Source organism: Micrococcus luteus, assembly GCF_022664405.1.
Taxonomy (GTDB): domain Bacteria; phylum Actinomycetota; class Actinomycetes; order Actinomycetales; family Micrococcaceae; genus Micrococcus; species Micrococcus luteus.
The window spans coordinates 23,270-47,378 of the sequence record NZ_JAKRLB010000001.1 but is presented as its reverse complement, the minus strand read 5'-3'; the positions used below and the strand labels follow the sequence as shown (position 1 = coordinate 47,378).

The 24,109-nt window shown below is 75.0% G+C and carries 24 protein-coding genes and 3 pseudogenes; 14 read left to right on the top strand and 13 right to left on the bottom strand.

What is annotated here, in order from left to right; translation table 11 throughout:
* Positions 1-19: 19 nt before the first annotated feature.
* A pseudogene (locus MF605_RS00245) lies at positions 20-1,314 on the bottom strand (fatty acid desaturase family protein).
* Between the two features lie 79 nt (positions 1,315-1,393).
* Positions 1,394-2,445, bottom strand: a pseudogene (locus tag MF605_RS00240) (ferredoxin reductase).
* A gap of 90 nt (positions 2,446-2,535) precedes the next feature.
* On the opposite strand from MF605_RS00240, the gene MF605_RS00235 reads away from it, so the two are divergent.
* The 3 genes from MF605_RS00235 to MF605_RS00225 all read left to right on the top strand — a co-directional run bounded on the left by MF605_RS00235 (position 2,536) and on the right by MF605_RS00225 (position 4,525).
* Positions 2,536-3,768 (top strand): PucR family transcriptional regulator, encoded by a 1,233-nt coding sequence (locus MF605_RS00235; protein ID WP_134416249.1) that lies wholly within the window; start codon positions 2,536-2,538, stop codon positions 3,766-3,768.
* A 99-nt stretch (positions 3,769-3,867) separates the two neighbouring features.
* Positions 3,868-4,212, top strand: coding sequence for a DUF8129 domain-containing protein (locus MF605_RS00230; RefSeq protein ID WP_010079880.1), 345 nt, complete (start codon positions 3,868-3,870; stop codon positions 4,210-4,212).
* Positions 4,213-4,312: 100 nt separating this feature from the next.
* Positions 4,313-4,525, top strand: a complete 213-nt coding sequence (locus MF605_RS00225) for a hypothetical protein (RefSeq protein ID WP_098094033.1) — start codon at positions 4,313-4,315, stop codon at positions 4,523-4,525.
* Between the two features lie 31 nt (positions 4,526-4,556).
* On the opposite strand, the pseudogene MF605_RS00220 reads toward MF605_RS00225, so the two are convergent.
* Positions 4,557-5,092 (bottom strand): annotated as a pseudogene (locus tag MF605_RS00220) (GNAT family N-acetyltransferase).
* A gap of 74 nt (positions 5,093-5,166) precedes the next feature.
* On the opposite strand from MF605_RS00220, the gene MF605_RS00215 reads away from it, so the two are divergent.
* A complete protein-coding gene (locus MF605_RS00215) occupies positions 5,167-5,676 on the top strand; it encodes a GNAT family N-acetyltransferase (protein ID WP_098094037.1) in 510 nt (169 codons plus the stop codon).
* On the opposite strand, the gene MF605_RS00210 is transcribed toward MF605_RS00215, so the two are convergent.
* Both MF605_RS00210 and MF605_RS00205 read right to left on the bottom strand, forming a co-directional pair.
* Entirely contained in the window at positions 5,666-6,355 is a 690-nt protein-coding gene (locus MF605_RS00210; RefSeq protein ID WP_020624712.1) for a M23 family metallopeptidase, read from the bottom strand. The two genes, MF605_RS00215 and MF605_RS00210, sit on opposite strands and share 11 nt — an antisense overlap.
* A 12-nt stretch (positions 6,356-6,367) precedes the next feature.
* Positions 6,368-7,630, bottom strand: a complete 1,263-nt coding sequence (locus MF605_RS00205) for an NAD(P)/FAD-dependent oxidoreductase (RefSeq protein WP_095353531.1) — start codon at positions 7,628-7,630, stop codon at positions 6,368-6,370.
* 74 nt (positions 7,631-7,704) lie between these two features.
* Here MF605_RS00205 and MF605_RS00200 point away from each other — a divergent pair, with 74 nt between their 5' ends.
* The gene (locus tag MF605_RS00200) at positions 7,705-8,472 is read left to right on the top strand and encodes a sulfite exporter TauE/SafE family protein (RefSeq protein WP_036382325.1); all 768 of its coding nucleotides are present in this window, start codon (positions 7,705-7,707) and stop codon (positions 8,470-8,472) included.
* A 21-nt stretch (positions 8,473-8,493) separates the two neighbouring features.
* Here the strand turns inward: MF605_RS00200 and MF605_RS00195 are convergent, their stop codons facing one another.
* The gene (locus tag MF605_RS00195; RefSeq protein ID WP_020624715.1) at positions 8,494-9,102 is read right to left on the bottom strand and encodes a TetR/AcrR family transcriptional regulator; all 609 of its coding nucleotides are present in this window, start codon (positions 9,100-9,102) and stop codon (positions 8,494-8,496) included.
* Positions 9,103-9,174: 72 nt separating this feature from the next.
* On the opposite strand from MF605_RS00195, the gene MF605_RS00190 reads away from it, so the two are divergent.
* Genes MF605_RS00190 through MF605_RS00180 form a run of 3 tightly spaced genes read left to right on the top strand, consistent with a single transcriptional unit; the run spans position 9,175 to position 12,986 of the window.
* Positions 9,175-9,960 (top strand): ATP-binding cassette domain-containing protein, encoded by a 786-nt coding sequence (locus MF605_RS00190; RefSeq protein ID WP_069941208.1) that lies wholly within the window; start codon positions 9,175-9,177, stop codon positions 9,958-9,960.
* On the top strand, positions 9,960-12,419 hold the full coding sequence (locus tag MF605_RS00185) for a YhgE/Pip family protein (RefSeq protein ID WP_134416219.1): 2,460 nt from the start codon (positions 9,960-9,962) through the stop codon (positions 12,417-12,419). The genes MF605_RS00190 and MF605_RS00185 overlap by 1 nt, the downstream gene beginning before the upstream one ends.
* 6 nt (positions 12,420-12,425) lie before the next feature.
* A complete protein-coding gene (locus tag MF605_RS00180) occupies positions 12,426-12,986 on the top strand; it encodes a GNAT family N-acetyltransferase (protein ID WP_134416221.1) in 561 nt (186 codons plus the stop codon).
* Positions 12,987-13,128: 142 nt separating this feature from the next.
* Here the strand turns inward: MF605_RS00180 and MF605_RS00175 are convergent, their stop codons facing one another.
* A complete protein-coding gene (locus MF605_RS00175) occupies positions 13,129-13,659 on the bottom strand; it encodes an SgcJ/EcaC family oxidoreductase (protein ID WP_134416223.1) in 531 nt (176 codons plus the stop codon).
* Between the two features lie 29 nt (positions 13,660-13,688).
* Positions 13,689-13,829 (bottom strand): hypothetical protein, encoded by a 141-nt coding sequence (locus MF605_RS00170; RefSeq protein ID WP_017488522.1) that lies wholly within the window; start codon positions 13,827-13,829, stop codon positions 13,689-13,691.
* 311 nt (positions 13,830-14,140) lie between these two features.
* On the opposite strand from MF605_RS00170, the gene MF605_RS00165 reads away from it, so the two are divergent.
* From MF605_RS00165 to MF605_RS00155, 3 genes are read left to right on the top strand one after another with little or no spacing between them, the layout of a single operon-like run.
* Positions 14,141-15,394 carry a polysaccharide deacetylase family protein gene (locus MF605_RS00165; protein WP_134416225.1) on the top strand — a complete coding sequence of 418 codons (1,254 nt, stop codon included), beginning with the start codon at positions 14,141-14,143 and terminating at the stop codon, positions 15,392-15,394.
* 10 nt (positions 15,395-15,404) lie between these two features.
* Positions 15,405-15,959, top strand: a complete 555-nt coding sequence (locus MF605_RS00160) for a TIGR03086 family metal-binding protein (RefSeq protein WP_134416227.1) — start codon at positions 15,405-15,407, stop codon at positions 15,957-15,959.
* Between the two features lie 39 nt (positions 15,960-15,998).
* Positions 15,999-16,424 (top strand): iron chaperone, encoded by a 426-nt coding sequence (locus MF605_RS00155; protein ID WP_134416229.1) that lies wholly within the window; start codon positions 15,999-16,001, stop codon positions 16,422-16,424.
* 17 nt (positions 16,425-16,441) lie between these two features.
* Here MF605_RS00155 and MF605_RS00150 read toward each other — a convergent pair whose 3' ends face one another.
* The 4 genes from MF605_RS00150 to MF605_RS00135 form a co-directional block, all read right to left on the bottom strand.
* Positions 16,442-17,239, bottom strand: coding sequence for a TVP38/TMEM64 family protein (locus MF605_RS00150; protein WP_134416231.1), 798 nt, complete (start codon positions 17,237-17,239; stop codon positions 16,442-16,444).
* A gap of 162 nt (positions 17,240-17,401) precedes the next feature.
* Entirely contained in the window at positions 17,402-18,259 is an 858-nt protein-coding gene (locus tag MF605_RS00145; protein ID WP_041104107.1) for a GTP pyrophosphokinase, read from the bottom strand.
* A gap of 65 nt (positions 18,260-18,324) precedes the next feature.
* Entirely contained in the window at positions 18,325-18,780 is a 456-nt protein-coding gene (locus MF605_RS00140) for an acyl-CoA thioesterase (protein ID WP_041104105.1), read from the bottom strand.
* Entirely contained in the window at positions 18,777-20,240 is a 1,464-nt protein-coding gene (locus tag MF605_RS00135; protein WP_268260351.1) for an FAD-binding oxidoreductase, read from the bottom strand. The genes MF605_RS00140 and MF605_RS00135 overlap by 4 nt, the downstream gene beginning before the upstream one ends.
* Positions 20,241-20,326: 86 nt before the next feature.
* Here MF605_RS00135 and MF605_RS00130 point away from each other — a divergent pair, with 86 nt between their 5' ends.
* The 3 genes from MF605_RS00130 (at position 20,327) to MF605_RS00120 (ending at position 23,267) form a co-directional block, all read left to right on the top strand.
* Positions 20,327-20,989, top strand: a complete 663-nt coding sequence (locus MF605_RS00130; RefSeq protein ID WP_078025653.1) for a GNAT family N-acetyltransferase — start codon at positions 20,327-20,329, stop codon at positions 20,987-20,989.
* 1 nt (position 20,990) lies between these two features.
* Positions 20,991-22,361, top strand: coding sequence for a glutaminase A (gene glsA / locus MF605_RS00125; RefSeq protein ID WP_069941202.1), 1,371 nt, complete (start codon positions 20,991-20,993; stop codon positions 22,359-22,361).
* A 126-nt stretch (positions 22,362-22,487) separates the two neighbouring features.
* Positions 22,488-23,267 (top strand): Pr6Pr family membrane protein, encoded by a 780-nt coding sequence (locus tag MF605_RS00120; protein ID WP_069941201.1) that lies wholly within the window; start codon positions 22,488-22,490, stop codon positions 23,265-23,267.
* Positions 23,268-23,387: 120 nt separating this feature from the next.
* Here MF605_RS00120 and MF605_RS00115 read toward each other — a convergent pair whose 3' ends face one another.
* Positions 23,388-24,053, bottom strand: coding sequence for an SDR family oxidoreductase (locus tag MF605_RS00115; RefSeq protein ID WP_102708656.1), 666 nt, complete (start codon positions 24,051-24,053; stop codon positions 23,388-23,390).
* Between the last annotated feature and the right edge of the window lie 56 nt (positions 24,054-24,109).

The window sequence follows — 24,109 nt, the reverse complement described above, 5'->3', positions numbered from 1 at the left end:
GGCGCCCGCCCCTCCCGCCTCACGGCAGCGCCAGCCGGAACACCTTCTTCCACGCGGAGCCCACCTGCCGCAGCAGCGGGCCGGTCGTGTACGGCAGGCCGTAGCGGGCGCAGATCTCGCGGACCTTGGGCGCCACCTCGGCGTACCGGCTGGACGGCAGGTCCGGGAACAGGTGGTGCTCCACCTGGTGGGAGAGGTTGCCGGTCATGAAGTGCATCAGCTTCGAACCGGAGATGTTCGCGGAGCCGATCATCTGCCGCACGTACCAGTCGCCGCGGGTCTCGCCGTCCACCATCTCCTCGGAGAACGTCTCCGCACCCTCCGGGAAGTGCCCGCAGAAGATGACCGAGTGCGCCCAGATGTTGCGCAGGCCGTTGGCCAGCAGCGTGCCCACGAGCGCAGCCTTGCCCGAGCCCGTCAGCACCTCGGCGACCGCCGGCGTGGCCACGTAGTCCTTCGCGAACTGCCGTGCGGCCTTGACGCCCACGGAGCGCAGATCCGTCATCAGCTCCTCGCGGGACTTCTCGCCGGTGCGCACCCGGTCCAGCTCGAGGTCGTAGAGCGCGATGCCCCACTCGAAGATCGGCGCCAGCCCCGCGTTGATCACGGGGTTGAGCAGGTGCCGGGGCCGCCACGGCTCGGACTCGTCCATGCGCAGCACGTTGTAGCCCACGTCGCGGTCCTTGCCCACCACGTTGGTCCAGCGGTGGTGCAGGTCGTTGTGGGTGTTCTGCCACGCCCGCGACGGCGTCACGAAGTCCCACTCCCACGTGGTGGAGTGGATGTCCGGGTCGCGCATCCAGTCCCACTGGCCGTGGAGCACGTTGTGCCCGATCTCCATGTTCTCCACGATCTTCGCGACCGTGAGCATCGCGGTGCCGGCCACGAACGCGGCCGGGTGCTTGGCGTTCAGCAGGGCGGCGCGGCCGCCGATCTCGAGCCAGCGCTGCAGGCGGATGACGCGGCGGATGTAGGCGGCGTCGGAGGCGCCGCGGCGGGAGAGGACGTCGTCGCGGATGGCGTCGAGCTCGCGGCCGAGCTCGGCCACCTGCTCGTCCGTCAGGTGCGCGGCGCCCGGGGGGCGCACGGCCGGGCTGCCGACCTCGCCCAGCAGGCCCGGCTTCGCGTTCGCGGCCGGGCGGGTGGCGGCGTCGGGGGTCTGGGGGCGACGTCGGCGGTGGCGGCGTCGGCGGGGGAGTCCGCGGGCAGGACGCGCGCGGTGCGGCCGCGCACCGTGGTGCCCGGGATGGCCAGGCGCAGGTCGTCCGGGGCGGTGGCGCCGGGGCGATCGGTGGTCGGGAGGGTCTGTGTCATGAGGTGCTCCTTCGGGATCGGGAGGCGGGAGGAAGGTCGGGGGCGCGGTCCGGTCGGCCGGAACGCGGGGCGCGGGAGGTCAGAGGTCGAGGCTCACGGGTCCGGCGGCGGCGCTCACGCAGGTCTGGATCAGCTCGCCGGGCTCGCCGTGGACTTCGCCGGAGCGCAGGTCGGTGACCTGGCCGGAGCGCAGGGGGTCAGGCAGGCGTGGCAGATGCCCATGCGGCAGCCGGACGGGGCGGCGACGCCGGCCTCCTCGGCCACGATCAGCAGCGGCACGTCACCGGGGGCGTCGGCCTCGGCGTCGGCGTGCTCGAACACCACGCGGCCGCCCGCGCCGGCCACGCCCGCCGCGAAGTCCGCACGGAAGCGCTCGATGCGCAGGTCCTCGCCGGCCTCGCGCCGCCAGAGGTCCTCGGCGTCGTCGAGGAACTCGGCGGGGCCGCACGCGTAGGCGGCCCGGTCGCGCCAGTCGGGGCACAGGTCCTCGAGCTCGGCGAGGGAGGACAGGTCCAGGCGGCCCTCGTCCGCGGTGTGGCGGTGCACCACGCGCAGGCCCGGGAACTGGTCGGCCAGCTCGGCGAGCTCCTCGCGGAACAGGGCGTCCTCGGGGGTGCGGGAGGAATGGATGAGCACGACGTCGGCGTCCGCGCGGGCCGGCACGAGCGTGCGGATCATGGACATCACCGGGGTCAGGCCCGAGCCGGCCGTGAGCATCAGCAGGGCGCGCGGCTCGTCCGGGAGGGTGAAGTCGCCCTCGGGGACGTCGAGGAACAGGACGTCGCCGGGCTTCGTGCGGCGCACGAGCGTGCCGGAGACGAGGCCGATGTCGGACACCGTGATCTCGGGGTCGGCGCCCGCGGGAGCGGAGAGCGAGTAGGAGCGCCACTGGCGCACGCCGTCCACGTCCACCCCGATGCGGGCCCACTGGCCGGCGTCGTGGGCCCGCCAGCCCGGGCCCGGGCGGAAGGCGATGGTGGCGGTGCCGGGCGTCTCGCGCGTCACGGAGGTGACCACGCCGCGCAGCTGCCGCGAGGAGTGCACGGGGTCGAGCAGGCTGAGGACGTCCTGCGGGGTGAGCGGGTGCAGGAGCGTCGACGCCGGACGGGAGAACAGAGATCGGCCGACCATGGCTCCAGTCTATGGCTCGGCATGCCGCAGTTCTTCGTCTTCAGCGTACGATCTGGGCCATCACTTCATCGCGAGGAGACAAGATTGAGTGTGACGCAGACCACCCCCGCCCCCGACTGGCGCCCGCCCTGGCAGTCCCTCCCGGACGACCTCGCGGAGCGCCTGGCCCCGGCGATCCCCGGGATCATGGAGCGCATCATCGAGACGGTCCCGGACCAGATCCCCGCCTACGCGGCGGCGCGCGACGGCCACTACGGCAAGAACCTCACCGCCGGCGTGACCACCGCCCTCGAGCAGCTGATGAGCCTGCCCGGCACCACCCGCCCGGCCCTGAACAGCGAGTCCCGCGTCCTCATGGCCCGCCTGGGGGCCGGCGAGTTCCGCGAGGGGCGCTCCATGGACGCCCTGCTCGGCGCGTACCGCACCTCCGCGCGGATCGTGTTCCGCGAGCTCTCCGCCGAGTGCGCGCGCCTGGGCCTGGAGATGTCCGTGGTGATCGAGCTGGGCGAGTCCATCTGGGCGTACATCGACGAGCTCTCCTCCGTCAGCGCCCAGGCGTACGCGGAGGCGCAGTCCGCGCAGGCCGGCGTGCTCGAGCTGCACCGCGCCGCCCTCGCGACCGCCCTGGTCCGCGGCGGCACCGACGAGAAGGAGGTGCAGCGCCTGGCCGCGCTCGCGGACTGGCGGCTGCCTCGCCGGCTCGCCGTGGTGGTGCTGCCCGCGGACGCCGGCGTCGCCGTCCGGGAGAGGCTGGGCCGCGCCGGGCTCGTGGTGGAGCGGGACTCGGAGGTGGTCGCCGTGATCGACGCGACCCCCTCCCAGGGCCGCCGCGAGCGCATGCTGCGCCTGCTGGCGGGGACGGCCGCCGTCGTCGGGCCGGCCGTGGACTGGCCGCTCGTGCCCCACTCCTACCGCGTGGCCCGCACGCTGGCCGTCCAGGAGGCGGCGGGCCGGACGGCGGAGCCCGCGCCGGGGGAGGACGACGACGACGGCGCCCCGTCCCCGATCCTCGCCGCGGACCACCTGGCGCGTGTGGTGCTGGGGGCCGAGCCGCGCGTCGTGACGCAGCTGGCCGAACGCGTGCTGGCGCCCTTGGACGAGGTGAGCGAGGCGAAGCGGGCGGTGCTGGAGGAGACCCTGCTCGCCTGGCTCACGCACTGGGGCCAGCGGGCGCCGATCGCCGCGGAGCTCGGCGTGCACCCCCAGACCGTGGGGTACCGGGTGGGCCGGCTGCGCGAGCTGTTCGGGGAGGCCCTCGAGGACCCCGACGCGCGGTTCGACCTGGAGATCGTGCTGCGGGCGCGGCGGGACGGGGTGGGCTGAGCGGGGCGGCAGGGGGTGCCGTCTGACGGGGGCCTTCACTAGCGTGGGTGGACCACGCATCCCGACGAGGGACCCCGACGAGAGAAGAGGGACAGTGCCATGACGAACGCCCCGAACCGCGACGAGCTCCCCCTGCCGGACTACGACCACATCCCCAACGGCACGCTGCCGACCCGGATCACCGGCCTCGACGAGTCGCAGGTGGAGCAGCTGCTCGCCTACGAGCGCGCCCACGGCGACCGCCTGCCCGTGGTGCAGGTCCTCGAGACGCGGCTCGAGGCGCTGCGCTCCGGCGCCCAGCCCTCCGGCGATCAGGTGCCGGACACCCCGGAGGTCGGCGGCTCCCGCACCGGCTCGCCCGTGACCCCGGAGACGAGCGGCCCGCCCGTGGAGCCCCTGAGCCGCGGCATCCCGGCCGACCCGCAGCACCCCGGCAACCGCTGAGCCGGCCGGGCAGGGCTGGGCCCCGACGCCGTCGATGCGCCACCCTGGTGCGCACGCCCCGGTGGGACAGACCCGCCGGGCGCCGACCCGAGAGGACGTCATGACCCATCACGAGCGCGACGACCGCCAGGCCCTGGCCGCCGGCGAGACCTACCTGATCCGCGTGCTGGAGACCTCCGACCCGCCCGGCAACCCGGACCACTACCGGATCACCGACGCGGTCGAGGCCCACCACGCGTCCACCGGCTCCTACGACGTCGAGGCCGGCGGCCTGGACGCCGCCCGCGAGCTGCTCGCCCGCCACGCCAAGTGAGCGGACGGGGCTGAGGCGGACGGCCCGGGCCTCAGGCGCCCGGCCGCAGCGCCATCCCCAGCACGGTCCGCGACTCGATCCCCAGGGCCGCCCGGGCCTCGGGCGCGCCGGTGCGGTCCTCGCCCACCACGGTCATCCCGATCCGCTCGGCCACCCGCCGCGAGGCCGTGTTCTCCGGGTGGATGATCGCCACGAGCTCGTGGTGCCCCAGCACGTCCCGGGCGTGGTCCCGGCAGGCGGCGGCCGCCTCGGTCATGTAACCGCGCCCCCACAGGTCGGACCGCACGTGGTAGCCGACCTCCAGGCGAGGCTCCCCGTCGACCTCCTGCCAGGTCAGGCCGCAGTCCCCGACGAAGCCGGGCCCGGCGTCGTCGTGGGTCTCGATGATCCACAGCCCGTGCCCGTCCTGCGCCGGTTGCCCGCGATCCACGCCGCCGCCTCCGCGCGCGTGCGCGGGGCGGGGTAGAAGCGCATCACCACGGGATCGGCGAGGAGGCCGGCCAGGTGGTCGAGGTCGGCGTCGGCCATCTCGCGGAAGCGCAGACGGGCGGTGGGGGCGGGCGGCATGCGCCCAGGCTAGCGCGGCGGGCGGATGCGCCCCGCCTCTTGTCTGCGCGGGGCCGGGCTGGTCGACTGTGCCCATGCCGCATTCCCTCTCCCTGCGCCCGTTGCGGGTGGATGACGCCGAGGCCATGGCCGCGGTCCTCGCCGACCCGGACCTGTACACGTACACCGGCGGGACGCCGCCGGGCGAGGAGGAGCTGCGGCAGCGGTACGCCATCTTCACGCGCGGTCGCTCCGAGGACGGCGCGGAGGACTGGGCCAACTGGATCGTGGTGCTGGAGCCGGAGGGCCGGCCGGTCGGCTACGTCCAGGCCACCATCCCCGTGGACGGGGGACCCACGCAGATCGCCTGGCTGATCGGCACGCCGTGGCAGGGCCGCGGGCTGGCGAAGGAGGCCGCCGGCCTCCTCAAGGGCGAGCTGCGGGACCGGGGGGTGCGGCGCCTCGTGGCGGACGTCCACCCCGAGCACACGGCCTCCCAGCGGGTCGCCCAGGCGATCGGCCTGGCGCCGACGGACGAGGTCGTGGACGGGGAGGTCCGCTGGGCCGGGTCCGTGGACGACGGCGGCGGCCCGGTCACCGGCTGAGGCCGCGGCGCCGCTCCGGGTAGGAGCCGCCGAGCTCCACGCCCCGCTCGGCCAGGTAGGCCTCCGGGTCCACCGGCTCGCCGTCCACGCGCAGCTCCAGGTGCAGGTGCACGCCGGTGGCGGCGCCGGTCTGCCCGACGCCGGCCAGGTGGTCCCCGGCGGAGACGCGCTGGCCCGCGTCCACCACGGTGGAGTCCGGGGCGGCGTGCAGGTAGCGCCACACGTGGCCGTCCCCGGCGTCCACGGCGAGCAGGTTGCCGCCCGCGTCCCCTCCGGCCTCCACGAACAGGACCCGGCCGTCGGACACCGAGTGGAAGGGCGTGCCCTCCGGCACCCCGCCGAGGTCCACGCCGTCGTGGCGGGTCAGGGCCTCCTCGGACACCCCCGAGGGCACCACGCCCTCGCCGAACGGGTTGGGGCGGGGCCCGAAGCGGGAGGTCACGCGGCCCTGCACGGGCTCGGCGTACCCCTGCGTGTTCACCGTGGGCGGGGCGGGGGTGAAGCCGCCGTTCCAGCGCCGCCGCTCGGCGCCCGCGCCGGCGTCGTCCCGGCCGGCCGGACCGAACGCGAGGACCAGCGCCAGGACGGTCGCGATCAGGGCCAGCGCCCCCACCGCGGCCAGCACGCCCCCGGCCACACCGCTGCCCGGGGAGCCGGCGCCGGGGGTCGGGGTGGTCATCCCCTCAGTCTGTCATGCAGGGTCGGGACGGCCCCGGCCTTCGCCCACGGCATCCCGGCCCGCCACCAGCTCCCGCCCGCGCTCGTAGTCCTCGTCCGCGTTGTAGGTCAGCACGCCCACCACGCGGTCCTGCGCGTCCGTGTACCAGAGAGTGAACCCGCCGGTGCGCTCCACCATGCGGGCCTGCTCGTGGCCGTCGCCCCACGCGGCGTGCTTGAGCGTGTGCTCGCCGATGGTGCTCCAGAACCCGGGCACGGCCTCCCACCGCCGCAGCGACTCCGGGTCCGCCGTCGCCGCGTGGGCCTGCGCGGAGGCCTGGCCGGCGCCGTCCGGGACGCTCACCTCGGTGCGGGCCGCGTTGTGCCCGGCGACCTCGCCCATGCCCAGGGCGTCGCCCCAGTGCTCCACGGGGATCGGCCGGCCGGCCACGGCGTGGTGGGCGCGGGCCACGTCCCCGGCCACCCACACGCCCGGGGCCGCCTGCAGGTGCTCGTCCGCCACGATCCGCCCCTCGTGCACGGTCAGCTCGGAGTCCTCGAGCCAGCCGCCGCCGGGCTCGACCCCCACCGCGGCGAGGATCAGGTCCGGGGCGAGCGTGGCGCCGTCGTCGAGGTGGACGGTGCGCGGGGCGCGCACCTGCCCCACCCGCACGCCGGTGCGCAGCTCGACGCCGGCGCCGACCAGCCACCGCGCAATCCGCTCGCCCGCCTCGCGGCCGAGCCGCTTCTGCTGCGGCACCTCGTCCGGGGTGACCAGCGTGGTGGCCACGTCGCGCAGGGCCAGGGACGCGGCCGCCTCGCAGCCGATGAACCCCGAGCCGATCACGACGGCGGAGCGCGCGTGCCCGGCGGAGGCCACCAGGCGGCGGGCGTGGTCGAGAGAGCGCAGCAGGTGCACCTCGGCGTCGTCGTCCGCGACGGGCAGGGGCTTCGGGTGCGCGCCGAGGGCGAGGATCAGGCGCTCGAAGCGGACCGGCTCCTCGCCGGCCCGCAGCGTCCGCGCGGCGAGGTCCGCGCCGGTGACGGTGGTGCCGCGGCGCAGCTCGACGCCGTCCGGCAGCTCCTCCCCGGCGATCGGCGTGCCCTCGGGGGCCGCCATGCCGCGCAGCACCTCCTTGGACAGGGGCGGGCGCTCGTACGGGTGGTCGGCGTCCGAGGTGAGCATCAAGACGGGCCCGGGGCCGTCCGCGTCCAGGTAGGCGCGGGCCGCGCTGACCCCGGCGGGGCCGCTGCCCACGATCACGAGCGGGAACGGGGTGGAGCTGTGCTGGGCCATACGGCCAGCATGCGCACCCGTCACGGGCGGAAGCCAGGGCCGACGGACACCCCCGGCTCCGGCATACTGCCCGCATGGACCCCTCCCTGGTGTGGCTGCCGGCCGTCGTCGCGCTGGCCGCGATCACCGTGGGCGGCACGCTCCAGCGGGTGAGCGGCATGGGCGTCGGCATGATCGCCGCACCCACGCTGTCCCTGCTCCTGGGCCCGGTGGCGGGGGTGACGCTGTCCAACGTGGCCGCCTCGGTGTCCGCGGTGCTGCTGTTCGCGGTGCTCCACAGGCACGTGGACTGGCCGCGCTTCGTCCGCCTCGCACCCCTGCTCGTGGCCGGCTCGTTCGCGGGGGCGTGGGCCGTGCGGGTCCTGGACGCCCACGCCCTCGAGATCCTCCTGGGGTCCTCCGTGCTGGTGGCCGTGGCCGCCGTCCTGGGCCTGCAGCAGCGCTTCACCGCCCAGGGGAACGGGGCCGTGTTCGCCTCCGGCGCCGTGGCCGGGTTCATGAACACCACCGCGGGCATCGCCGGGCCGGCGCTCGCGGTCTACGCGGTGGCGAGCCGGTGGGACCAGCGCTCGTGGGCGGCCACCCTCCAGCCCGTGTTCCTGCTGGCCAATCTCACCTCGCTGGTCACCAAGTCGCTGTTCGGCGCGGCCGTGCCCGCGGGGCTGCACGTGCCGTGGCCGGTGTGGGTCGCCGTCGTGGCGGGCGGCCCGCTGGGTGTGCTGCTCGGTTCGGTGGTGGCCCGCCGGGTGGACCCCGAGAAGGCGCGCGTCCTCGCGATCTGCCTGGCCGGCGTCGGGGGCACGGTGGCGCTGGTGCGCGGTGTGGCCGGCACTCTGGGCTGAGGCGGGGCCGGCGCGCAGGCGTCAGGGCAGGAGGGAGCGCACGGCCGCGGCCAGCGTGTCCCGCACGTCGTCCACCGTCAGGTCCTCCGGGGCCAGGTGCCGCTCGACCGACAGCGTGTGCACGAGCATCAGGAGCATGGCCGCGGTGTGCGTGACCTGCTCGTCCGGGACGTCGGCCAGCACGCGGTGCTCACGCAGCAGGCCGGCCAGGAAGTCCCGCCGCCGGACGGTGAGCGTCCGGTAGGCTCTCCCCACGGCGGGCTCGCGCAGGCCCACGGCCTGGAACTCGTGGAGGAGCAGGGGCCAGGAGCCCGTGGTCTCGAGCACGACGTCGGCCAGAGCCTCCGCCACGCGGGCCACCAGGTCCTCGCGCGGCAGGTCGGGGTCGTCCAGGGCGTCGGCGACGCCGTCCATGGCTCGGGTGGTCGCCCGCTCGAACTGGACGGTGCAGGCGGCGGCGAAGAGGTCCGGCTTCCCCGCGAAGCCGGAATAGACGGCGCCCTTCGTGTAGCCGGCCTCCGCCGCGATGCGGGCGAGGGAGGAGCGCGCGTAGCCCTCCCGTCCGAACACCCGGGCCGCGTGGTCGAGGATGGCCGCGCGGACATCCTCGCGGCGGGGTCGGGTGGCCATGTTGCCCTCTCGATGCCGATGGTATTGAATACCGATGGTATTGAATCCGCCTCGACTCGGCAAAGAGGGCCTATGTCTTCCACTCCCACCGACGCCGATCACCATGGCCCCGGGCCCGCCCCCGTCCCGGCGCACCTCGACGACCTCCCGCCCGCCACCCTCGTGGCGCGCGGTCTGACCCTGCGCGGCGGTCGCGGGCCGGTGTTCGGCCCCCTCGACCTCGTGCTGCCCCCGCAGACCCACCTGGCCGTGCTCGGAACCCAGGGCTCGGGCCGCTCGGCCCTGCTGCTCGCCCTCACGGGGCGCCTGCAGGGCGTGCGGGGCGAGCTCGTGCTCACCGGCGGCCCCGTGGACGTCGCCCTGGACGGGCCGGAGCGGCCCGCCGCCCGCGCGTACCGGCCCCCGATCGACGCCGCGCGCCACCCGCACGCCCTCCGCGCCCGCACCGCCGTCGCCCACACCACCGACGTGGTGGAGCTCGAGCCGGCGCTGACCGCGGCCGAGGTCGTGGACGAGCGCTGCCTCGCCGACGGCGTGCGCCGCCGCGCCGGCCGCGCGCGCTTCGCCCTCCTCGCGGACGCGGTGAGGCTGAGCGTGGCGCCGGAGGCCGTCGTCGGGGAGCTGCCTGCACCCGAGCGCGCGCTGCTGGCCGCCGTCGTCGCCTGCCTGCGCCCGGCCCGCCTCGTCACCTTCGACGACGTGGACGCCACCCTGACCATCGATGAGCTGGTCGCGCTCCACGCGGCCCTGGACGTCCTCAAGGACCACGGCCACCCGTTCGCGGTGAGCGCCGTGGCCTCCGCGCCCGTGCCGCGCGACGCCGTCGTCCTCACCCTGCCCCCCGTCCGGGAGAACTGATGCTGTTCCGCTACGAGCTGCGACGCTTCCGCCGTGGCCTGCCCCTGCTCGCCCTGCTGTTCATCTTCCTCGTCCCCGCCATCTACGGCGCCCTGTACCTGTCCGCGAACTGGGACCCCTACGGGGCCATGGACCGGCTGCCGGTGGCGATCGTCAACGAGGACGAGCCCGTCCAGCGCGGCGACACCACGCTGCGCACCGGCGCGGACATGACCGAACGCCTCAAGGACGACCGCGCCTTCGACTGGCGCGAGACCACGCGCGAGGAGGCCGAGGAGGGACTGCGGGAGGGCCGGTACTACCTCGTCCTGGAGATCCCCGCCGAGCTCAGCCGTGACCTCGTCAGCCCCGAGGGCGGCGGGACACCGCAGCAGGCGCAGATCACCCTGCGCCGAGACGACGCCAACGGCTTCGTGATCGGCTCCGTCACGAACGCGAGCCAGGCCAAGGTCGAGGCCGCCGTGAACCGGTCCGCGATCGAGGCGTACTTCGAGGCCGTCTTCTCCAGCCTCGGCGAGCTGCGGTCGGGCATGGTGGACGCCGCCGACGGCGCCGCGCAGCTGGCCGACGGCACGGCCTCCGCGGAGGACGGCGCGAGCCAGCTGGAGGACGGGATCGTCCAGGCCCACGACGGCTCGGGCAAGCTGGCCGAGGGCGCGGGCCAGCTCGCCACGGGTGCGGGTGACCTCGCGGACGGCGCCGCCCAGGCCGACGACGGCGCCCAGCGACTCGCCGCGGGCGCCGCGTCCGCGCAGGACGGGGCCGGGCGCCTGGCCGACGGGCTCGACCAGGCGCGCGGGGGCTCCCAGGCCCTCGCCGACGGTGCCGGGCAGCTCGCCGAGAACGCCCCCGCCCTGCGTCAGGGCGCCACGGACCTCTCCGACGGGCTGGCCCAACTGCAGACCGGATCGGCCGAGCTCACCGACGGCGCCACGCAGGTGGCCGACGGCACCCAGCAGCTCTACGACACGGTGATCCCCGGCCTGGACCAGGTGATCGAGCGGCAGGACGCGGTGGCCGCCGACGTCGCCGCGGTGGACGAGGACGTCCAGCGGGTCGCCGAGGTGGCCGGCACGGCCGAGGACGGCGCGGGCGCCCGCATCGCCGACGCGCAGGCCGCCCTGGCCGAGCTCGCCGAAGAGGACCCGACGCTCGCCGAGTCCGAGCAGTACGCCGCGCTCCAGGAGGCGCTCACCGGCGCGGACGAGCGGGTGACCGCCGTCGCCGGCCGCGCCGAGGAGGCCGCCGCGACCTCCGCGGCCGCCAACGAGCGCGTCCAGGGCTTCGTCGAGGACGACGTCGCCGCCTCCGCCAAGGCGGATCTGACGGACCTCAACGACGGCGCCCACGCCGTGGCCGCGGGCGCCGAGAAGCTGCAGGGCGGGATCGGTGAGGCGAAGGACGGGGCCGACTCCCTCGCCGACGGCGCCGGGAAGTTCGCGGACGGCCTCGAGCAGCTGGGCTCCGGCGCGACCGAGCTCGACGGCGGCCTGGCCCAGCTCCAGGACGGCGCCGGGGAGCTGCAGTCCGGCCTCGGCGAGCTGACGGACGGGGCGACCACCCTCGCCGAGGGCAACGCCGCGCTCCACGACGGGGCGCTGACCCTGCAGGACGGTGCGGGGCAGCTGGAGTCCGGCGCGACCGAGCTCGACGGCGGCCTGGCCCAGCTCCAGGACGGCGCCGGGGAGCTGCGCGCCGGCCTCGGCACCCTCGACGACGGCGCCCACGAGCTCGCCTCCGGGCTCTCCGACGGCGTCGACCGCGTCCCCGCCCTGACCGAGGATCAGCGGGACGAGGCCGCCCTGGTGATGTCCCGGCCCGTGGAGGCCGTGATGCAGGTGGACAACTCCGCAGAGGTCTACGGCCGCGGCATGGCGCCGATGTTCTTCTCCATCGCGCTGTGGGTGTTCGGCATCGCCGCATTCAACATCATGCGGCCCATCAGCGGGCGGCTGCTGGCCGGGCGCCGCAACCCGGTGGCGATCGCGCTGGCCGCGTGGCTGCCCGTGGGCATCGTGGCCGTGGGCGGCGGTCTGCTCATGCTGGCCGCCACGCTGCCGCTGGGCCTGGCCCCCGTCCACCCGGTGCGGGCCGTGGCCCTGACGGTGCTCGTGGCCGTGGTGTTCTCCCTCATCGCGCACCTGGTGCAGACGGCGCTCGGCACCCCCGGTTCGGCGCTGCTGCTGGTCCTGCTGATCCTGCAGCTGGCCTCCACCGGCGGCACCTACCCGGCCGAGGTGCTGCCCGGCTTCTTCCAGGCGCTGCACCCGTTCATGCCGATGAGCTACTCCATCGAGGCGTTCCGCAACGCGATCTCCGGCGGTCCGGACCAGCGCTTCTGGGTGCCGGTGGTCGTGCTGATGGGCATCGGGGCGGCGGCGCTCGCCCTGGACGTGCTCGTGGTGCGGCGCCGGCGTCGGTTCCGCATGAAGGACCTGCACCCCGCGCTGCAGGCCTGAGCGGGGATGACTTCCGCACCCCGCGCCGCCGTCGTCCGTCCGGCCCGCCCCGAGGACGCGCCCGCGATCGCCGCGATCGCCGCGGCCACCTTCCCGGACGCTTCCCCGGCCTCGCTGCCGCGTGCCGCGGTGGACGCGCACATCGCGCTGCACCTGAGCGAGGCCGCCGTGGCCGCGTGGATCGCGGACCCGGAGCGGATCGTGCTCGTGGGCGCCGCGGCCGACGCCCCGGAGACCCTGCTCGGCTACGCCATGTACGAGACCGCCGCGACCCCCGAGGCACCCGTCACGGAGCGGCTCGGCGACGTGCTGGCCGGCCACCTCTCGAAGCTGTACGTGCTCGCCGAGGGGCGCGGCACCGGGCTGGCCGAGGCCCTCGTGCACGACGGCGTGGAGCGGCTGCGGCGGCTGGGGTTCCGGCACGTGTGGCTCGGCACGAACGCGCAGAACGCGCGGGCCAACCGGTTCTACGAGCGTCTCGGCTTCGCGACGATCGGGGCGCGGCAGTTCGTGGTCGGCGGGGAGCGGGTCGAGGACGACTGGGTGCGGCTGAAGAGCCTGGAGTGAGGCGGGAACGCCGGCGGCGACCACCGCGGACTGCCGGAAAGTGGTCACGACATGCCGTGTGGCTCTCCGGGAGACGGCGTGTCGTGACCACTGTGTGGCGCCCTGACCGTCCGCAGCGCCGGGTGCGGCCGGTCGTCCGGCCTCAGCAGGCCTCCGGGCCGTCGGGGTCGTCGTCGGGATCGATCCACGCCGACGGGTGGTAGTGCACCGCGGCCAGCCCGTCGTCGTCGGCCAGGTGGGTCTGCGCCTCGGGCACGGAGTCCGTGTTCTGTCCGGCCACCGCCTCCCACGCCCCGGCCTCGGTGCGGCGCACCACGAGCAGCAGGACGCCGGTGCGCTCGCCGACCTCGTCGCCGTCGGGCGCGGTCTGCCCCGTCATGGTCCACGGCGCGTGCACCACCGCCACGTCCCCGAGCTCGCGCACGCGCACGCGCCCGAGCTCGAGCCGCGAGTGCGGGAACATCCAGCGGAAGCCGAGCGCGTGGTTCACCCGGATCTGCCGACGCCGCCTCCACCACACGCCCACCACGTTCACGAAGTCCGCGTCCTCGGCGAACAGCTCGGCGAGCGCGTCGGCGTCGGCGGCGTTCCAGGCGGCCGCGAAGGCTTCGGCCACCGCGGCGGGGCCGGTCGGTCGGGCCGCGACGTCGGCGGTGGGGTCCGCGGGGGACATGGCTGCTCCTGGATCGGGGAAGGGCGGGTTCAGCGGGCGGGTCCGTAGGCCAGCGTCAGCACGACGGCGGCGAACAGCACCGCCATCACGGCCAGGACCGTGAGCACGGCGCGCAGGGCCGCACGCGTGCGCGGGTCGGCCGGGGGCGGTGCATCCGGACGTCGGGTCACGCTCGCCAGTGTGGCACGCGGCACGGCGCGAGGGGCGCGTGCGTCGGCGCGCGTCGAAGGCGCCTCCCAGCCGGGGCTCAGTCGACGCTGAAGCTGCGGATGTGGTTGCTGAACACGAAGCGGTCGAACACGGTCCGCGCCGAGCTCGGGTCGTCCGCGTGACCACTCTGGGCCGTCTGCGGCGGATCGAGCCCCCGCCGCCGGCCGGCCTCCCATGCCGCGCCGTCCCCACCGCCCGCCCCACGCCCGGCAGGGGTGGTCCCGGGCCGGGCGGCCTTGGCATGATGGGTGCCCCCGGAGAAAGGTGCCCGATGCCCCCGCCCGTGCCGCAGCTGACCCGCCGACAGATGCTCCTGGCCGGTTCCGCCCTGCTCGGATCGGGACTGCTGACCGCCTGCGGGCAGGACGGGGAGGACGCGCCGTCGTCGTCGTCCGAGCCCGCCTCGTCCGCGCCCACCTCCGCCGCCCCCGCTGGACCGCCGCCCGCCGGCGACCCGGTGGCCTGGCCGGACGTGGCCCGGGTGCCGCACCTGTTCTTCCACTCCCTCGTGGTGGACCCGGCCCGCGCCTTCGACGGCGACGACAAGGCCGGCGGCTATCTGGACTTCATGGTCACGGTGGACGAGTTCGACGCCGTCATCCGGCAGGTCTACGAGCGCGGCTACGTGCTGGTCTCCCCGCACGAGCTGTACGAGGTGGGCGAGGACGACGTCGTCCGCCCGAAGACCCTCATGGTCCCCGAGGGCCGGACCCCGCTGATCCTCTCCCTGGACGACTGCTCGTACTACCTCTACATGGACGGCGACGGCTTCGCGGACCGCCTGATCGTGGCCGAGGACGGCCGCGTCCGCAACGAGTACACGGACGCCGAGGGCACCACGCACGTCGGGGCGTTCGACGTCGTCCCGCGCCTGGACGACTTCCTCGCCGAGCACCCGGACTTCAGCCTCAACGGCGCCCGCGGCGTGCTGGCCATGACCGGCTACGACGGCGTGTTCGGCTACCGCACCTCGGCCCGCGAGTTCGGGGACAGCCCCACGTTCGACGCCGACGTCGCGGCCGCCACCGAGGTCGCCGACGCGCTCAAGGACAGCGGATGGGAGTTCGCCTCGCACACGTGGGGCCACCGGACGGTGCCGAAGCTGGACAGGGAGGACCTCGAGTTCGACATGGACCTGTGGCACGCCGAGGTGGAGCCGATCCTCGGCCCCACGGACATGCTCATCTACCCGTTCGGCGCGGACGTCACCGGCCCCGGCAAGTACACCGCGGACAACGAGCGGTACCGCTACTTCCGTGAGCTCGGCTACCGCTCCTTCTTCCTCGTGGACGGCACCTCCAAGGCGTGGGGCCAGCTCGAGCCCGGCTACTACCGCGGCTCGCGCATCAACGTGGACGGCATCAGCCTCGCCGCGGCCGTCTCGGGCGAGCGGCCCGTGCTGGAGGAGTTCTTCGACCCCCGGTCCGTCCTGGACCCGGCCCGCCCCGAGTCCATCCGCGGCCCGAAGAAGCCGAGCGCGGCGCCGTCGTCGTCCGCCGCGGCCCCGAGAACCCCGCGACCCTGAGGAGAGCACCATGTCCATCCCCGCCACCGAGGTCGAGGCCCGCTGGAACGCGGCCGCCGAGCCGTTCACCGCCGTCGTCCGGGAGGTGCGGGACTGGGACGCAGCCACCCCGTGCGAGGGCTGGGACGCGCTGGACCTGCTGGACCACGTGATCGCCGGCCAGCGCGACTTCGCCGCCCGCCAGGGCCGGGAGGTGCCCCTCTTCGACGGCTCCCGCCAGCAGCTGGCCACCCAGTGGGCCAAGCACGCCGCCGCCATGTCCGCCCTCGCCGGTGACGAGGAGTTCATCCTGCGGCCCATGAAGACCGCGCTGGGGGAGATGACCGTGGGCGAGGCGCTGATCCGCTTCCACGCGTTCGACCTGATCGTGCACCGTTGGGACCTGGCCCGCTCGCAGGGCGTGGACGCGCAGTTCACGGACGCGGAGATCGACTGCGTGGAGGAGTCGCTGGAGCTGTTCGGCGACGCCGCCTACACGCCCGGCATCCTGGGCGAGCCCGTCCCCGTGGCCGACGACGCCGACCGGCAGACCCGCCTGCTCGGGCGCCTGGGCCGTCGGAGCTGAGACCCGGGCAGGACCCGTCCCCGCACCCCAGGAGGCACCGTGAGCGAGTCCACCGGTTTCAGCGCTGCGGAGCAGGCCGCGATCGCCGAGCGCGCGCAGGAGCTGCGCGCCCAGCGCGGCGGCAAGAAGAAGGCCGACGCCCTGCAGGACCTGCTGGCGACGATCGAGGAGATGCCCGAGCAGGACCGCGCCATGGCAGTGGGGGTGCACCGGATCGTCACGGAGGTGGCCCCGGAGCTCGAACCCCGCACCTGGTACGGCATGCCCGCCTACACGCGCGGCACGGACGTGCTCGTGTTCCTGCAGGTCAGCAGCAAGTTCGGCGTGCGGTACACGACCCTCGGCTTCAACGAGGGGGCGAAGCTCGACGACGGCGTCATGTGGCCGACGTCGTTCGCCCTGACCGCCCTCGACGACGACGCCCGGGCCCGGATCGCCGATCTGGTGCGCCGCGCCGTCGGCTGACGTCCGGCGCAGAGTGGTCACGACACGCCGCGTCGCGTACGGGGAGACGGCGTGTCGTGACCACTCCGCGGGCTTTCCGGCCCCTCCGAGCCCGCCGGCTCCTCCGCGGACCGGGCCGCCCGTCGCCAGTGGCGCACCGCCCACAGGGTCAGACCGCCCACGGTGAGCCAGCCCACCCCGAGCAGCACGCCGTTCACGACGCCCGGGCGCACCGCGAACGCCCCCATCGCCACGAGGGAGAGCTGTCCGGGGATCACCCCGACCGCGGTGGAGCCGGCGAAGATCCCCAGCGGCACGGCGAGCGCGCCCGCCCCGTAGTTCACGGGCCAGTACGGCAGCCCCGGGGCGACGCGCAGGGTCAGCAGGGCGAGGAACCCGGTGTCCTCGAGCCGCCGCTCCACGGTCTCGGCGTGGCGGCCGAGCCAGCGCAGGGCCACCTCGCGTCCGACCGCGCGCGCGATGCCGTACGCCCCGAGCGAGCCCAGCAGGGCTCCGACGACGGACAGCACCGTCCCCTCGATCGCGCCGAAGAGCACACCGGCGGTGACCGCCATGATCGTCACGGGGATGGGGGTGAGCGCCACGGCCGCGTACAGCACGGTGAACGCGAGCCAGCTCCACCAGCCGAAGCCGTCCAGCTGGGCGCGCAGCTCGTCCACGCCGGGCAGGCGCACGGTGAGCGCGAGCCACACGAACGCCGCCACCACGAGGACGAGGGCGGCGGTGCGCAGGCTCGACACCCCGCGGTGCCCGGTGCGGGCGGGCAGGGTGGAGGCGGCGCCGGAGTCGCGCGGCGGCACGGCGGTGGAGGGCATCGGCTCAGGCTACCGGCAGCCGCTCCCTCCGCATGTCCTCCCTGGTCTGCGGTCACGCCCTGCTCTGCTTCGCTGGATCACACGCGTGTGACTCATCCACACCTGTGGACAACTCTGTGGAGAACCCTGTGCACGCGGCCCGCCGGGTGTGGACGGAGGGGTTCAGACGGTGGACGCGCCGGGCGCGTCGTCGCCCGGCTCCGCGTCGCCCGGCCGCGCCTCGCCCGGCTCCACCGTCGGCTCGTCCTCGAAGGCGGGACCGCCGTCGTCCTCCCAGGCCGCGGCGGCGTCGTCGTCCCTGTCGGTCTCCTGCACCTGGTCGTGCAGGCGCTCCATGCGGGTGTCCAGATCCGCGGCCACGCGGGCGGCGGCCACGAGCTCGGTCGCGATGTCCGGGGGCACGCCGCCGTCGAACTTGTAGTTGATCTTGTGCTCGAGCGTGGCCCAGAAGTCCATGGCGCTCGTGCGGAACTGCATCTCCACGGTCACCGGGATCGTGCCGGTGGACAGGTGGATCGGCACCTGCACGAGGCAGTGCAGACTGCGGTAGCCGGAGGGCTTGGGCCGGGAGATGTAGTCCTCCACCTCGAGCACCCGGATGTCCGGCTGCTGCGTGAACTGGCGGAACACGCGGTACACGTCCCGGGCGAAGCTGACGATCACGCGCGCCCCGGCGATGTCCGTGACGTTGGTGCGCAGCGCGTCCAGGTCCAGGGACAGCCCGCGGGCGGAGGCCTTGCGCAGGATCGACTCCGGCGACTTCACCCGCGTGACGATGTGCTCGATGGGGTTGTAGTCGTGCAGGTGCGTGAACTCGTCCCGCAGCACCTCGAGCCGCGCCTCCACCTGGAGCAGGGCCGAGCGGTACTCGAGGTCGAAGCGCTCGACGTCTCGGCGCAGCCGCTCCAGCGCCCCTGACGCCGCGGGGGTGAGCTGCGTCAACTCGGACACGGGGGTGCTGCGCAGCGCCTCGACGTCCGCCGAGGGCACGGGCGCGTCCGGGGAAGGGTCCTGCTCCATGGCCTCAGAGCCTACGGCGGGATCCTGCGAGACGGCTGGCCGTCCACAGGCCCGACGGCGGCCCGTCAGTCCTCGGCGGGGATCAGCACGCGCTCGAAGGCGGCGCGCTCCTCGTCGGAGACGGCCACGGGCCGCCCGGCCGCCGGGTCCACCTGCACGAACACGGCGTCGCACAGCACGCAGCGCCGCCCGTCCTGCCACAGCTCGTGGCGCAGCGTGAAGGACGTCCGGCCGATCCGCAGGATCCACACCCGCGCCGTCACCTCGGGCCCGGCGTAGACCACGGGCGCCTCGTACTGGACCTCCATGGACCGCACGACGCGCTGGACGTCCGGGGACGCCGTCGTCGTGGCCCACGCGGCCAGGGCGCGCACGCGCGCCTCCTCGGTGAGGGTGAGCAGGCGGGCGTTGTTGACGTGGCCGTAGCGGTCCTCGTCGGACCAGCGCAGCTGCAGCCCGACCTCGAACGGGGTCGGCGTGCCGGCGTCGGCGGGGGTCTCGGGGGTGGTCGGCTGAGTCACGGGGTGAACACCTTTCCTGGGTTGAGGATGCCGTGCGGGTCGAACACGGCCTTGATGCGCTGCTGGAGGTCGTGCTGGGCGTCGCCGAGCTCGTCCCGCAGGAACGCGCGCTTGAGCAGGCCCACGCCGTGCTCGCCGGTGAGCGTGCCGCCGAGTTCCAGGCCCGCGCGGAACAGCTCGCCGGCGGCCTCCCACACGTCCGCCGGGATCGACGCGGCGTCCTCGGCCGCGCCGCCCACCTGCGCCGCGGCGCCGAACAGCAGGATCGGGTGCAGGTTGCCGTCCCCGGCGTGGGCCGTGGTGGGGATGGCGACGCCGGTGCGTGCCTCGATCTCACGGATCCGCGCGAACATCTCGGCCATGCGACTGCGCGGGACGGCCACGTCCTCCACGAGCGGGGTGCCGAGGCGCTCGAGCGCGGGGAACGCGGTGCGGCGCAGGGCCATGAGGGCCTCCCCCTCGGCGGGGTCCACGGTCACGGTGACGTCCCCGCCGTGGGCGCGCATGAGGGCGGCCATGGCCTCCCCGTCCGCCTCGGCGCCGGCGCCGTCGGCCTGCACCAGCAGGAACGCGCCGGACTCGGGCAGGGCGGCCCCGCGTTCGGGCCCCGCGTGCGCGCGCACCGCGGCGAGCGTCGCCTCGTCCATCAGCTCCATCAGGGCGGGCACGTGACCGGCCCCGGTGATCGCCTCGGCCGCGGCGGCGCCCGCGACGACGTCCGGGAAGAACCCGCCGAGCGTCACCGGCACGCCGCACACGGCCGGCCGCAGCGCCAGCGTCGCGCCCACGATCACGCCGAGCGTGCCCTCCGAGCCGATCATCAGCGCGACCAGGTCGTAGCCGGTCACCCCCTTGACGGTGCGGTGGCCCAGCCGCAGCAGGGTGCCGTCCGCGAGCACCACGTCCAGGCCCAGCACCGCCTCGCGCGTGACGCCGTACTTGGCGCACAGCAGCCCGCCGGCGTTCATCGCGATGTTGCCGCCCACCGTGGAGATGTCCTTCGACGCGGGATCCGGGGCCCACCACAGCCCGTGCTCGGCGAGCGCGGCGTTCAGCGCCCCGTTGAGGATCCCCGGCTCGACGACGGCCACGCGGTCCGCGGGGGAGACCTCCAGGATCCGGTCCATCGCGGTCATGTCCAGGACGATCTCGCCCGCCCCCGCGACGGCGCCGCCGGCCAACCCCGTGCCCGCTCCGCGGGTGACCAGCGGGGTGCGGGTCCCGTGCGCGATCCGGCACGCGGCCTGCACGTCCTCCACCGTCCGCGCGCGGACCACGGCCAGCGGCGCGGCGGGGGAGCGATGCCCCGAGCGGTCCGCCCGGGCGGCCTCGAGTGCGGCGGCGGAGACGTCCACGCGGCCGGGCAGCTCCGCCTGCAGACGGGCGACGACGTCGGCGGGCGGGGCGTCCGCGGCAGGCGGGGCGGCGGGGGTCGGGTCGAGGGGCGCGGAGAAGTCCATGCCCACCAGTGTCGCCGATCACACGGGGCGGAACGTGCGTCGGCCGGTCCGATGACGCGCCCGGCCCCGTCCCTAGACTGGGGGCCATGACCTCCCCGGACCCCGCGCCCCCGCGCCCCCGCGTCCACGTGCTCACCCTGCGCCCGGATGGAGCCCGCGAGGACACCGCCCGCCGTGTGGGCATCGTCCTCGCCGAGGCCTTCGCCACGGACCCGTACACGCTCGGGCTCGTGCCCGAGGACCGGCGCGAGGCCCGCCTCGAGCGCAAGTTCACCGCCGCCGTGCGCCACGGGCTGCGCACGGGGGCCGACGGCGCCCCGCTCGGCGCCGTGGACGTTGCCGTGGACGCCGACGACGGCACGCTGCTCGGCGCCGCCGTGTGGACCTCCCCCGCCGCCCCCCGCGGGGTCGACGTGCCGGGCCTGCTGGCGGGGCTGCCCACCGCGGTCGCCGTCCACGGCCGCCACACCCTCGCCCTGAAGCGGATCCAGGCCGCCTGCGAGCGTGCCCGCCCGGCAGGCCGGCACTGGTACCTTGAGGAGGTCGGCGCCGTCCCGTCCGCCCGCGGACGCGGGGCGGCGAGTGCGCTGGTGCGCCATGGCCAGCGCCGCGCGTCGGGCCTGCCCGTGCACCTCGAGGCGTCCGTGCCCGCCACCGTCCCGTTCTATGAGCGGCTCGGCTTCCGTGCCACCGGCCACGTGCCCGTGCCCGGGGGCGAGCCCCTGACCTGCCTGCGCTGGGAGGCCTGAGATGAGACACCCGATCCCCGACTACCTGGCGAGCCTGATCACCGAGCTCGGCGCCGTGAACCCGGGCGAGACGGCCCAGTACATCCCCGTGCTCGCGGAGGCGGACCCGGACCGCTTCGGCATCGCGCTGGCCACCCCCACCGGGCGGCTGCACTGCGCGGGGGACGCGGACGTGGAGTTCACCATCCAGTCCGCGTCCAAGCCGTTCACGTACGCGGCCGCGCTCGTGGACCGGGGCTTCGCCGCCGTGGACCGGCAGGTGGGGTTGAACCCCTCGGGCGAGGCCTTCAACGAGCTCTCCCTCGAGGCGGAGTCGCACCGCCCGGACAACGCCATGATCAACGCCGGCGCGCTCGCGGTGCACCAGCTGCTCGTGGGACCGGAGGCGAGCCGGGAGGAGCGGCTGGACCGGGCCGTGGAGATCATGTCCCTGCTCGCCGGGCGTCGGCTCTCGGTGGACCGGGAGACGTACGAATCCGAGATGGCGGTCTCGGACCGCAACCTCGCCCTGGCGCACATGCTCCGCAGCTACGGGGTGCTGCAGGACTCCGCCGAGGAGATCGTGGCCGGGTATGTGGCGCAGTGCGCCGTGCGCGTCACCGTCAAGGACCTCGCCGTGATGGGCGCGTGTCTGGCGACCGGCGGCATCCACCCGATGACGGGCGAGCGGGTGCTGCCGTCCATCGTGGTGCGGCGCGTGGTGTCCGTGATGACCTCCTCCGGCATGTACAACGCCGCCGGGCAGTGGCTCGCCGACGTCGGGATCCCGGCCAAGTCCGGGGTGGCCGGCGGTGTGCTCGGCGCGCTGCCGGGCCGCGTGGGGATCGGCGTGTTCTCGCCGCGCCTGGACGAGGTGGGCAACTCGGCGCGCGGCGTGCTGGCGTGCCGCCGCCTCTCCGAGGACTTCCGGCTGCATCTCATGGACGGGGACAGCCTGGGCGGCACCGCCGTGCGCTTCGTGGAACGCGAGGGTGACCGCGTGTTCCTGCACCTGCAGGGCGTGATCCGGTTCGGCGGCGCCGAGGCGGTGCTGGACGCGCTCACGGACCTGCGCACCGGTGCGGAGAAGCCCGGCACCGGGTGGGACGCCGCCGTCTACCCGCGGTGGCAGGAGGCCGCGGCGGACAGAGCGGCGCTCTCGGCCGCGACCGGCGGCGGGGCGGTGCACGAGGCCGCCGCCGTGGCCGCCCGAGATGAGAACGACGGGCCCATCCGCACCGTGGTGCTCAACCTCACGCGGGTGGACTGGATCGACGACGTCGGCCGACGGCTGATCGCCGAGGGCGTGCGCCGGCTGCAGGCCGACGGCGTGCGCGTGGAGGTCGAGGATCCGGAGCGCATCCTGCCGCTGGAGGAGGCCGGCGCCCACTGAGGCGGCGGGGCGGGCAGGAGGGGGGGCGCGGCGGTGTTCTCCGTCTCGCCCCCTTTCGTTCAACTGCTGTTCATGTGAGAATGGGCGGTCTCATCCCTTGACCCCGCCGTTCGAGGACGACCCCCCATGCCCCTTTCCACCCTCCGCGTCAGCCTGCCCTCCGTCCGCCGCACCCGCCCCGCCCCGCAGGGGGTCCGTGGGCGGATCGCGCACGCCGTCGTGTCCCGGCTGCAGCCGCGTCCCGTGCCGCCGGTGGACCGTCGGAGCCGCCTGGCGTGGCAGGTCTCGGGGGCACTGCCGCTGATCGGGTGCCTGACCTCGTTCCCCATCGGGATGTCCAAGGACTCCATGGTGATCCCGGGCGTCGGCTATCAGGGCGGTTTCCCCGCGGGCTGGTCCCACGCCCTCAACCAGCCGGCGTACTTCACGTGGCTGTCCAACGCGCTGGTCGCGGGCACGTCGCTGACGCTGGCCGCGCGTCGTGAGGCGCCCACGTCGGACGCGTTCTGGGCCGTGCGCACCGCCGGCCTCGGCTCGGTGATGGTCACGGGGATCGTCTACAACGCGGTGCTGCGCGGCCGCGAACAGGACACCTTCCTCTACCGGTTCAACGACGCGCTGCAGCACATCGTCAACCCCGTGCTCGCCCCGGCGGTGTGGGCGCTGTTCGACCCCCGCGGGCAGATCACGCCGCGGCGCGCCGGGCTGGCCTCGGTCATCCCGCTGATGTGGGCGGCGGTGACCATGGCGCGCGGGCCCCGCATCGACTGGTACCCGTACCCGTTCCTCGACGTGCCGCGGCTCGGCCGCCGCAGCGTGGGCGTCGTGCTCGCCGGGATCCTGGCCGGCTTCACCGGGCTCATGGGCGTGCTCGGCACCGTGGACCGCCGCCTCGGCCTGGCCTGAGGGGCCGTCCCCGGCGCTTTCGAACGTGAGAGAGGGCCTATCTCACGTTCGAAAGCCCCCATTCGCCCCCTTTCACGTTCGAAAGCGCGGGTGGGAGGGGCCGACGACGGCGGCGGCGCGTCAGTCGCCGCGGACGGCCTCGGCCACGGGCACGTCGCCGTCCACGAAGTCGATCTTGCGGCCCACCGTGCCCGGCTCGTTGAGCACGGCCACGATCGCCCGAGCGACGTTGCCGCGGCTGGCCTCACGCTGCGAGGCGTCGGAGTCGGACAGGTCCGGGTCCACGGTGATGCGGCCGGACGCCTCCTCCTCGGTCAGGGCGCCGGGGCCGAGGATGGTCCAGGCCAGCCCGGAGTCCCGCAGTGCCTCGTCCGCCTCGGCCTTGGCCTGCGCGTACGTGTAGAAGGGGTCGTCCTCGGGCACGTCGTGGTGCAGGGACGCGCCGAGGTAGGACACCATCACGTAGCGCCGCACACCCGCGGCCTCGGCGGCGCGCATGCTGGCGACGGCGGCGTCGTGGTCCACGGCCCGGGTGCGCTGGGCGTCCCCGCCGCCGGCGCCCGCGGAGAACACGACGTTGTCCGCGTCGCGCAGCGCGTGGAGCAGCTCCTCCTGATCCGCCTTCTCGATGTCCAGGACGAGCGGTTCGGCGCCGGCGGCGCGGACGTCCTCGGCGTGGTCGGGGTTGCGGATGAGGGAGACGACGTCGTGGCCGGCCTCCGCCAGCAGGGGTGCGGCGAGCAGGGCCACCTTGCCGTGGCCGCCGATGATCACGGTGCGGGTCATGGGGATCTCTCCTTCGGTTCGATCGGGTGCTGGACTTCCACAGTAGGGAGAGCCCG

Excerpts from the sequence above, each read along its gene's own strand:
- MF605_RS00115 (WP_102708656.1), bottom strand. The coding sequence starts at position 24,053 with ATGACCCGCACCGTGATCATCGGCGGCCACGGCAAGGTGGCCCTGCTC.
- MF605_RS00210 (WP_020624712.1), bottom strand. The coding sequence starts at position 6,355 with ATGACCACCCCGACCCCCGGCGCCGGCTCCCCGGGCAGCGGTGTGGCC.
- MF605_RS00150 (WP_134416231.1), bottom strand. The coding sequence starts at position 17,239 with ATGCCCTCCACCGCCGTGCCGCCGCGCGACTCCGGCGCCGCCTCCACC.
- glsA (WP_069941202.1), top strand. The coding sequence starts at position 20,991 with ATGAGACACCCGATCCCCGACTACCTGGCGAGCCTGATCACCGAGCTC.
- MF605_RS00200 (WP_036382325.1), top strand. The coding sequence starts at position 7,705 with ATGGACCCCTCCCTGGTGTGGCTGCCGGCCGTCGTCGCGCTGGCCGCG.
- MF605_RS00225 (WP_098094033.1), top strand. The coding sequence starts at position 4,313 with ATGACCCATCACGAGCGCGACGACCGCCAGGCCCTGGCCGCCGGCGAG.
- MF605_RS00215 (WP_098094037.1), top strand. The coding sequence starts at position 5,167 with ATGCCGCATTCCCTCTCCCTGCGCCCGTTGCGGGTGGATGACGCCGAG.
- MF605_RS00185 (WP_134416219.1), top strand. The coding sequence starts at position 9,960 with ATGCTGTTCCGCTACGAGCTGCGACGCTTCCGCCGTGGCCTGCCCCTG.
- MF605_RS00120 (WP_069941201.1), top strand. The coding sequence starts at position 22,488 with ATGCCCCTTTCCACCCTCCGCGTCAGCCTGCCCTCCGTCCGCCGCACC.
- MF605_RS00160 (WP_134416227.1), top strand. The coding sequence starts at position 15,405 with ATGTCCATCCCCGCCACCGAGGTCGAGGCCCGCTGGAACGCGGCCGCC.
- MF605_RS00145 (WP_041104107.1), bottom strand. The coding sequence starts at position 18,259 with ATGGAGCAGGACCCTTCCCCGGACGCGCCCGTGCCCTCGGCGGACGTC.
- MF605_RS00205 (WP_095353531.1), bottom strand. The coding sequence starts at position 7,630 with ATGGCCCAGCACAGCTCCACCCCGTTCCCGCTCGTGATCGTGGGCAGC.
- MF605_RS00230 (WP_010079880.1), top strand. The coding sequence starts at position 3,868 with ATGACGAACGCCCCGAACCGCGACGAGCTCCCCCTGCCGGACTACGAC.
- MF605_RS00180 (WP_134416221.1), top strand. The coding sequence starts at position 12,426 with ATGACTTCCGCACCCCGCGCCGCCGTCGTCCGTCCGGCCCGCCCCGAG.
- MF605_RS00195 (WP_020624715.1), bottom strand. The coding sequence starts at position 9,102 with ATGGCCACCCGACCCCGCCGCGAGGATGTCCGCGCGGCCATCCTCGAC.
- MF605_RS00130 (WP_078025653.1), top strand. The coding sequence starts at position 20,327 with ATGACCTCCCCGGACCCCGCGCCCCCGCGCCCCCGCGTCCACGTGCTC.
- MF605_RS00175 (WP_134416223.1), bottom strand. The coding sequence starts at position 13,659 with ATGTCCCCCGCGGACCCCACCGCCGACGTCGCGGCCCGACCGACCGGC.
- MF605_RS00135 (WP_268260351.1), bottom strand. The coding sequence starts at position 20,240 with ATGGACTTCTCCGCGCCCCTCGACCCGACCCCCGCCGCCCCGCCTGCC.
- MF605_RS00165 (WP_134416225.1), top strand. The coding sequence starts at position 14,141 with ATGCCCCCGCCCGTGCCGCAGCTGACCCGCCGACAGATGCTCCTGGCC.
- MF605_RS00190 (WP_069941208.1), top strand. The coding sequence starts at position 9,175 with ATGTCTTCCACTCCCACCGACGCCGATCACCATGGCCCCGGGCCCGCC.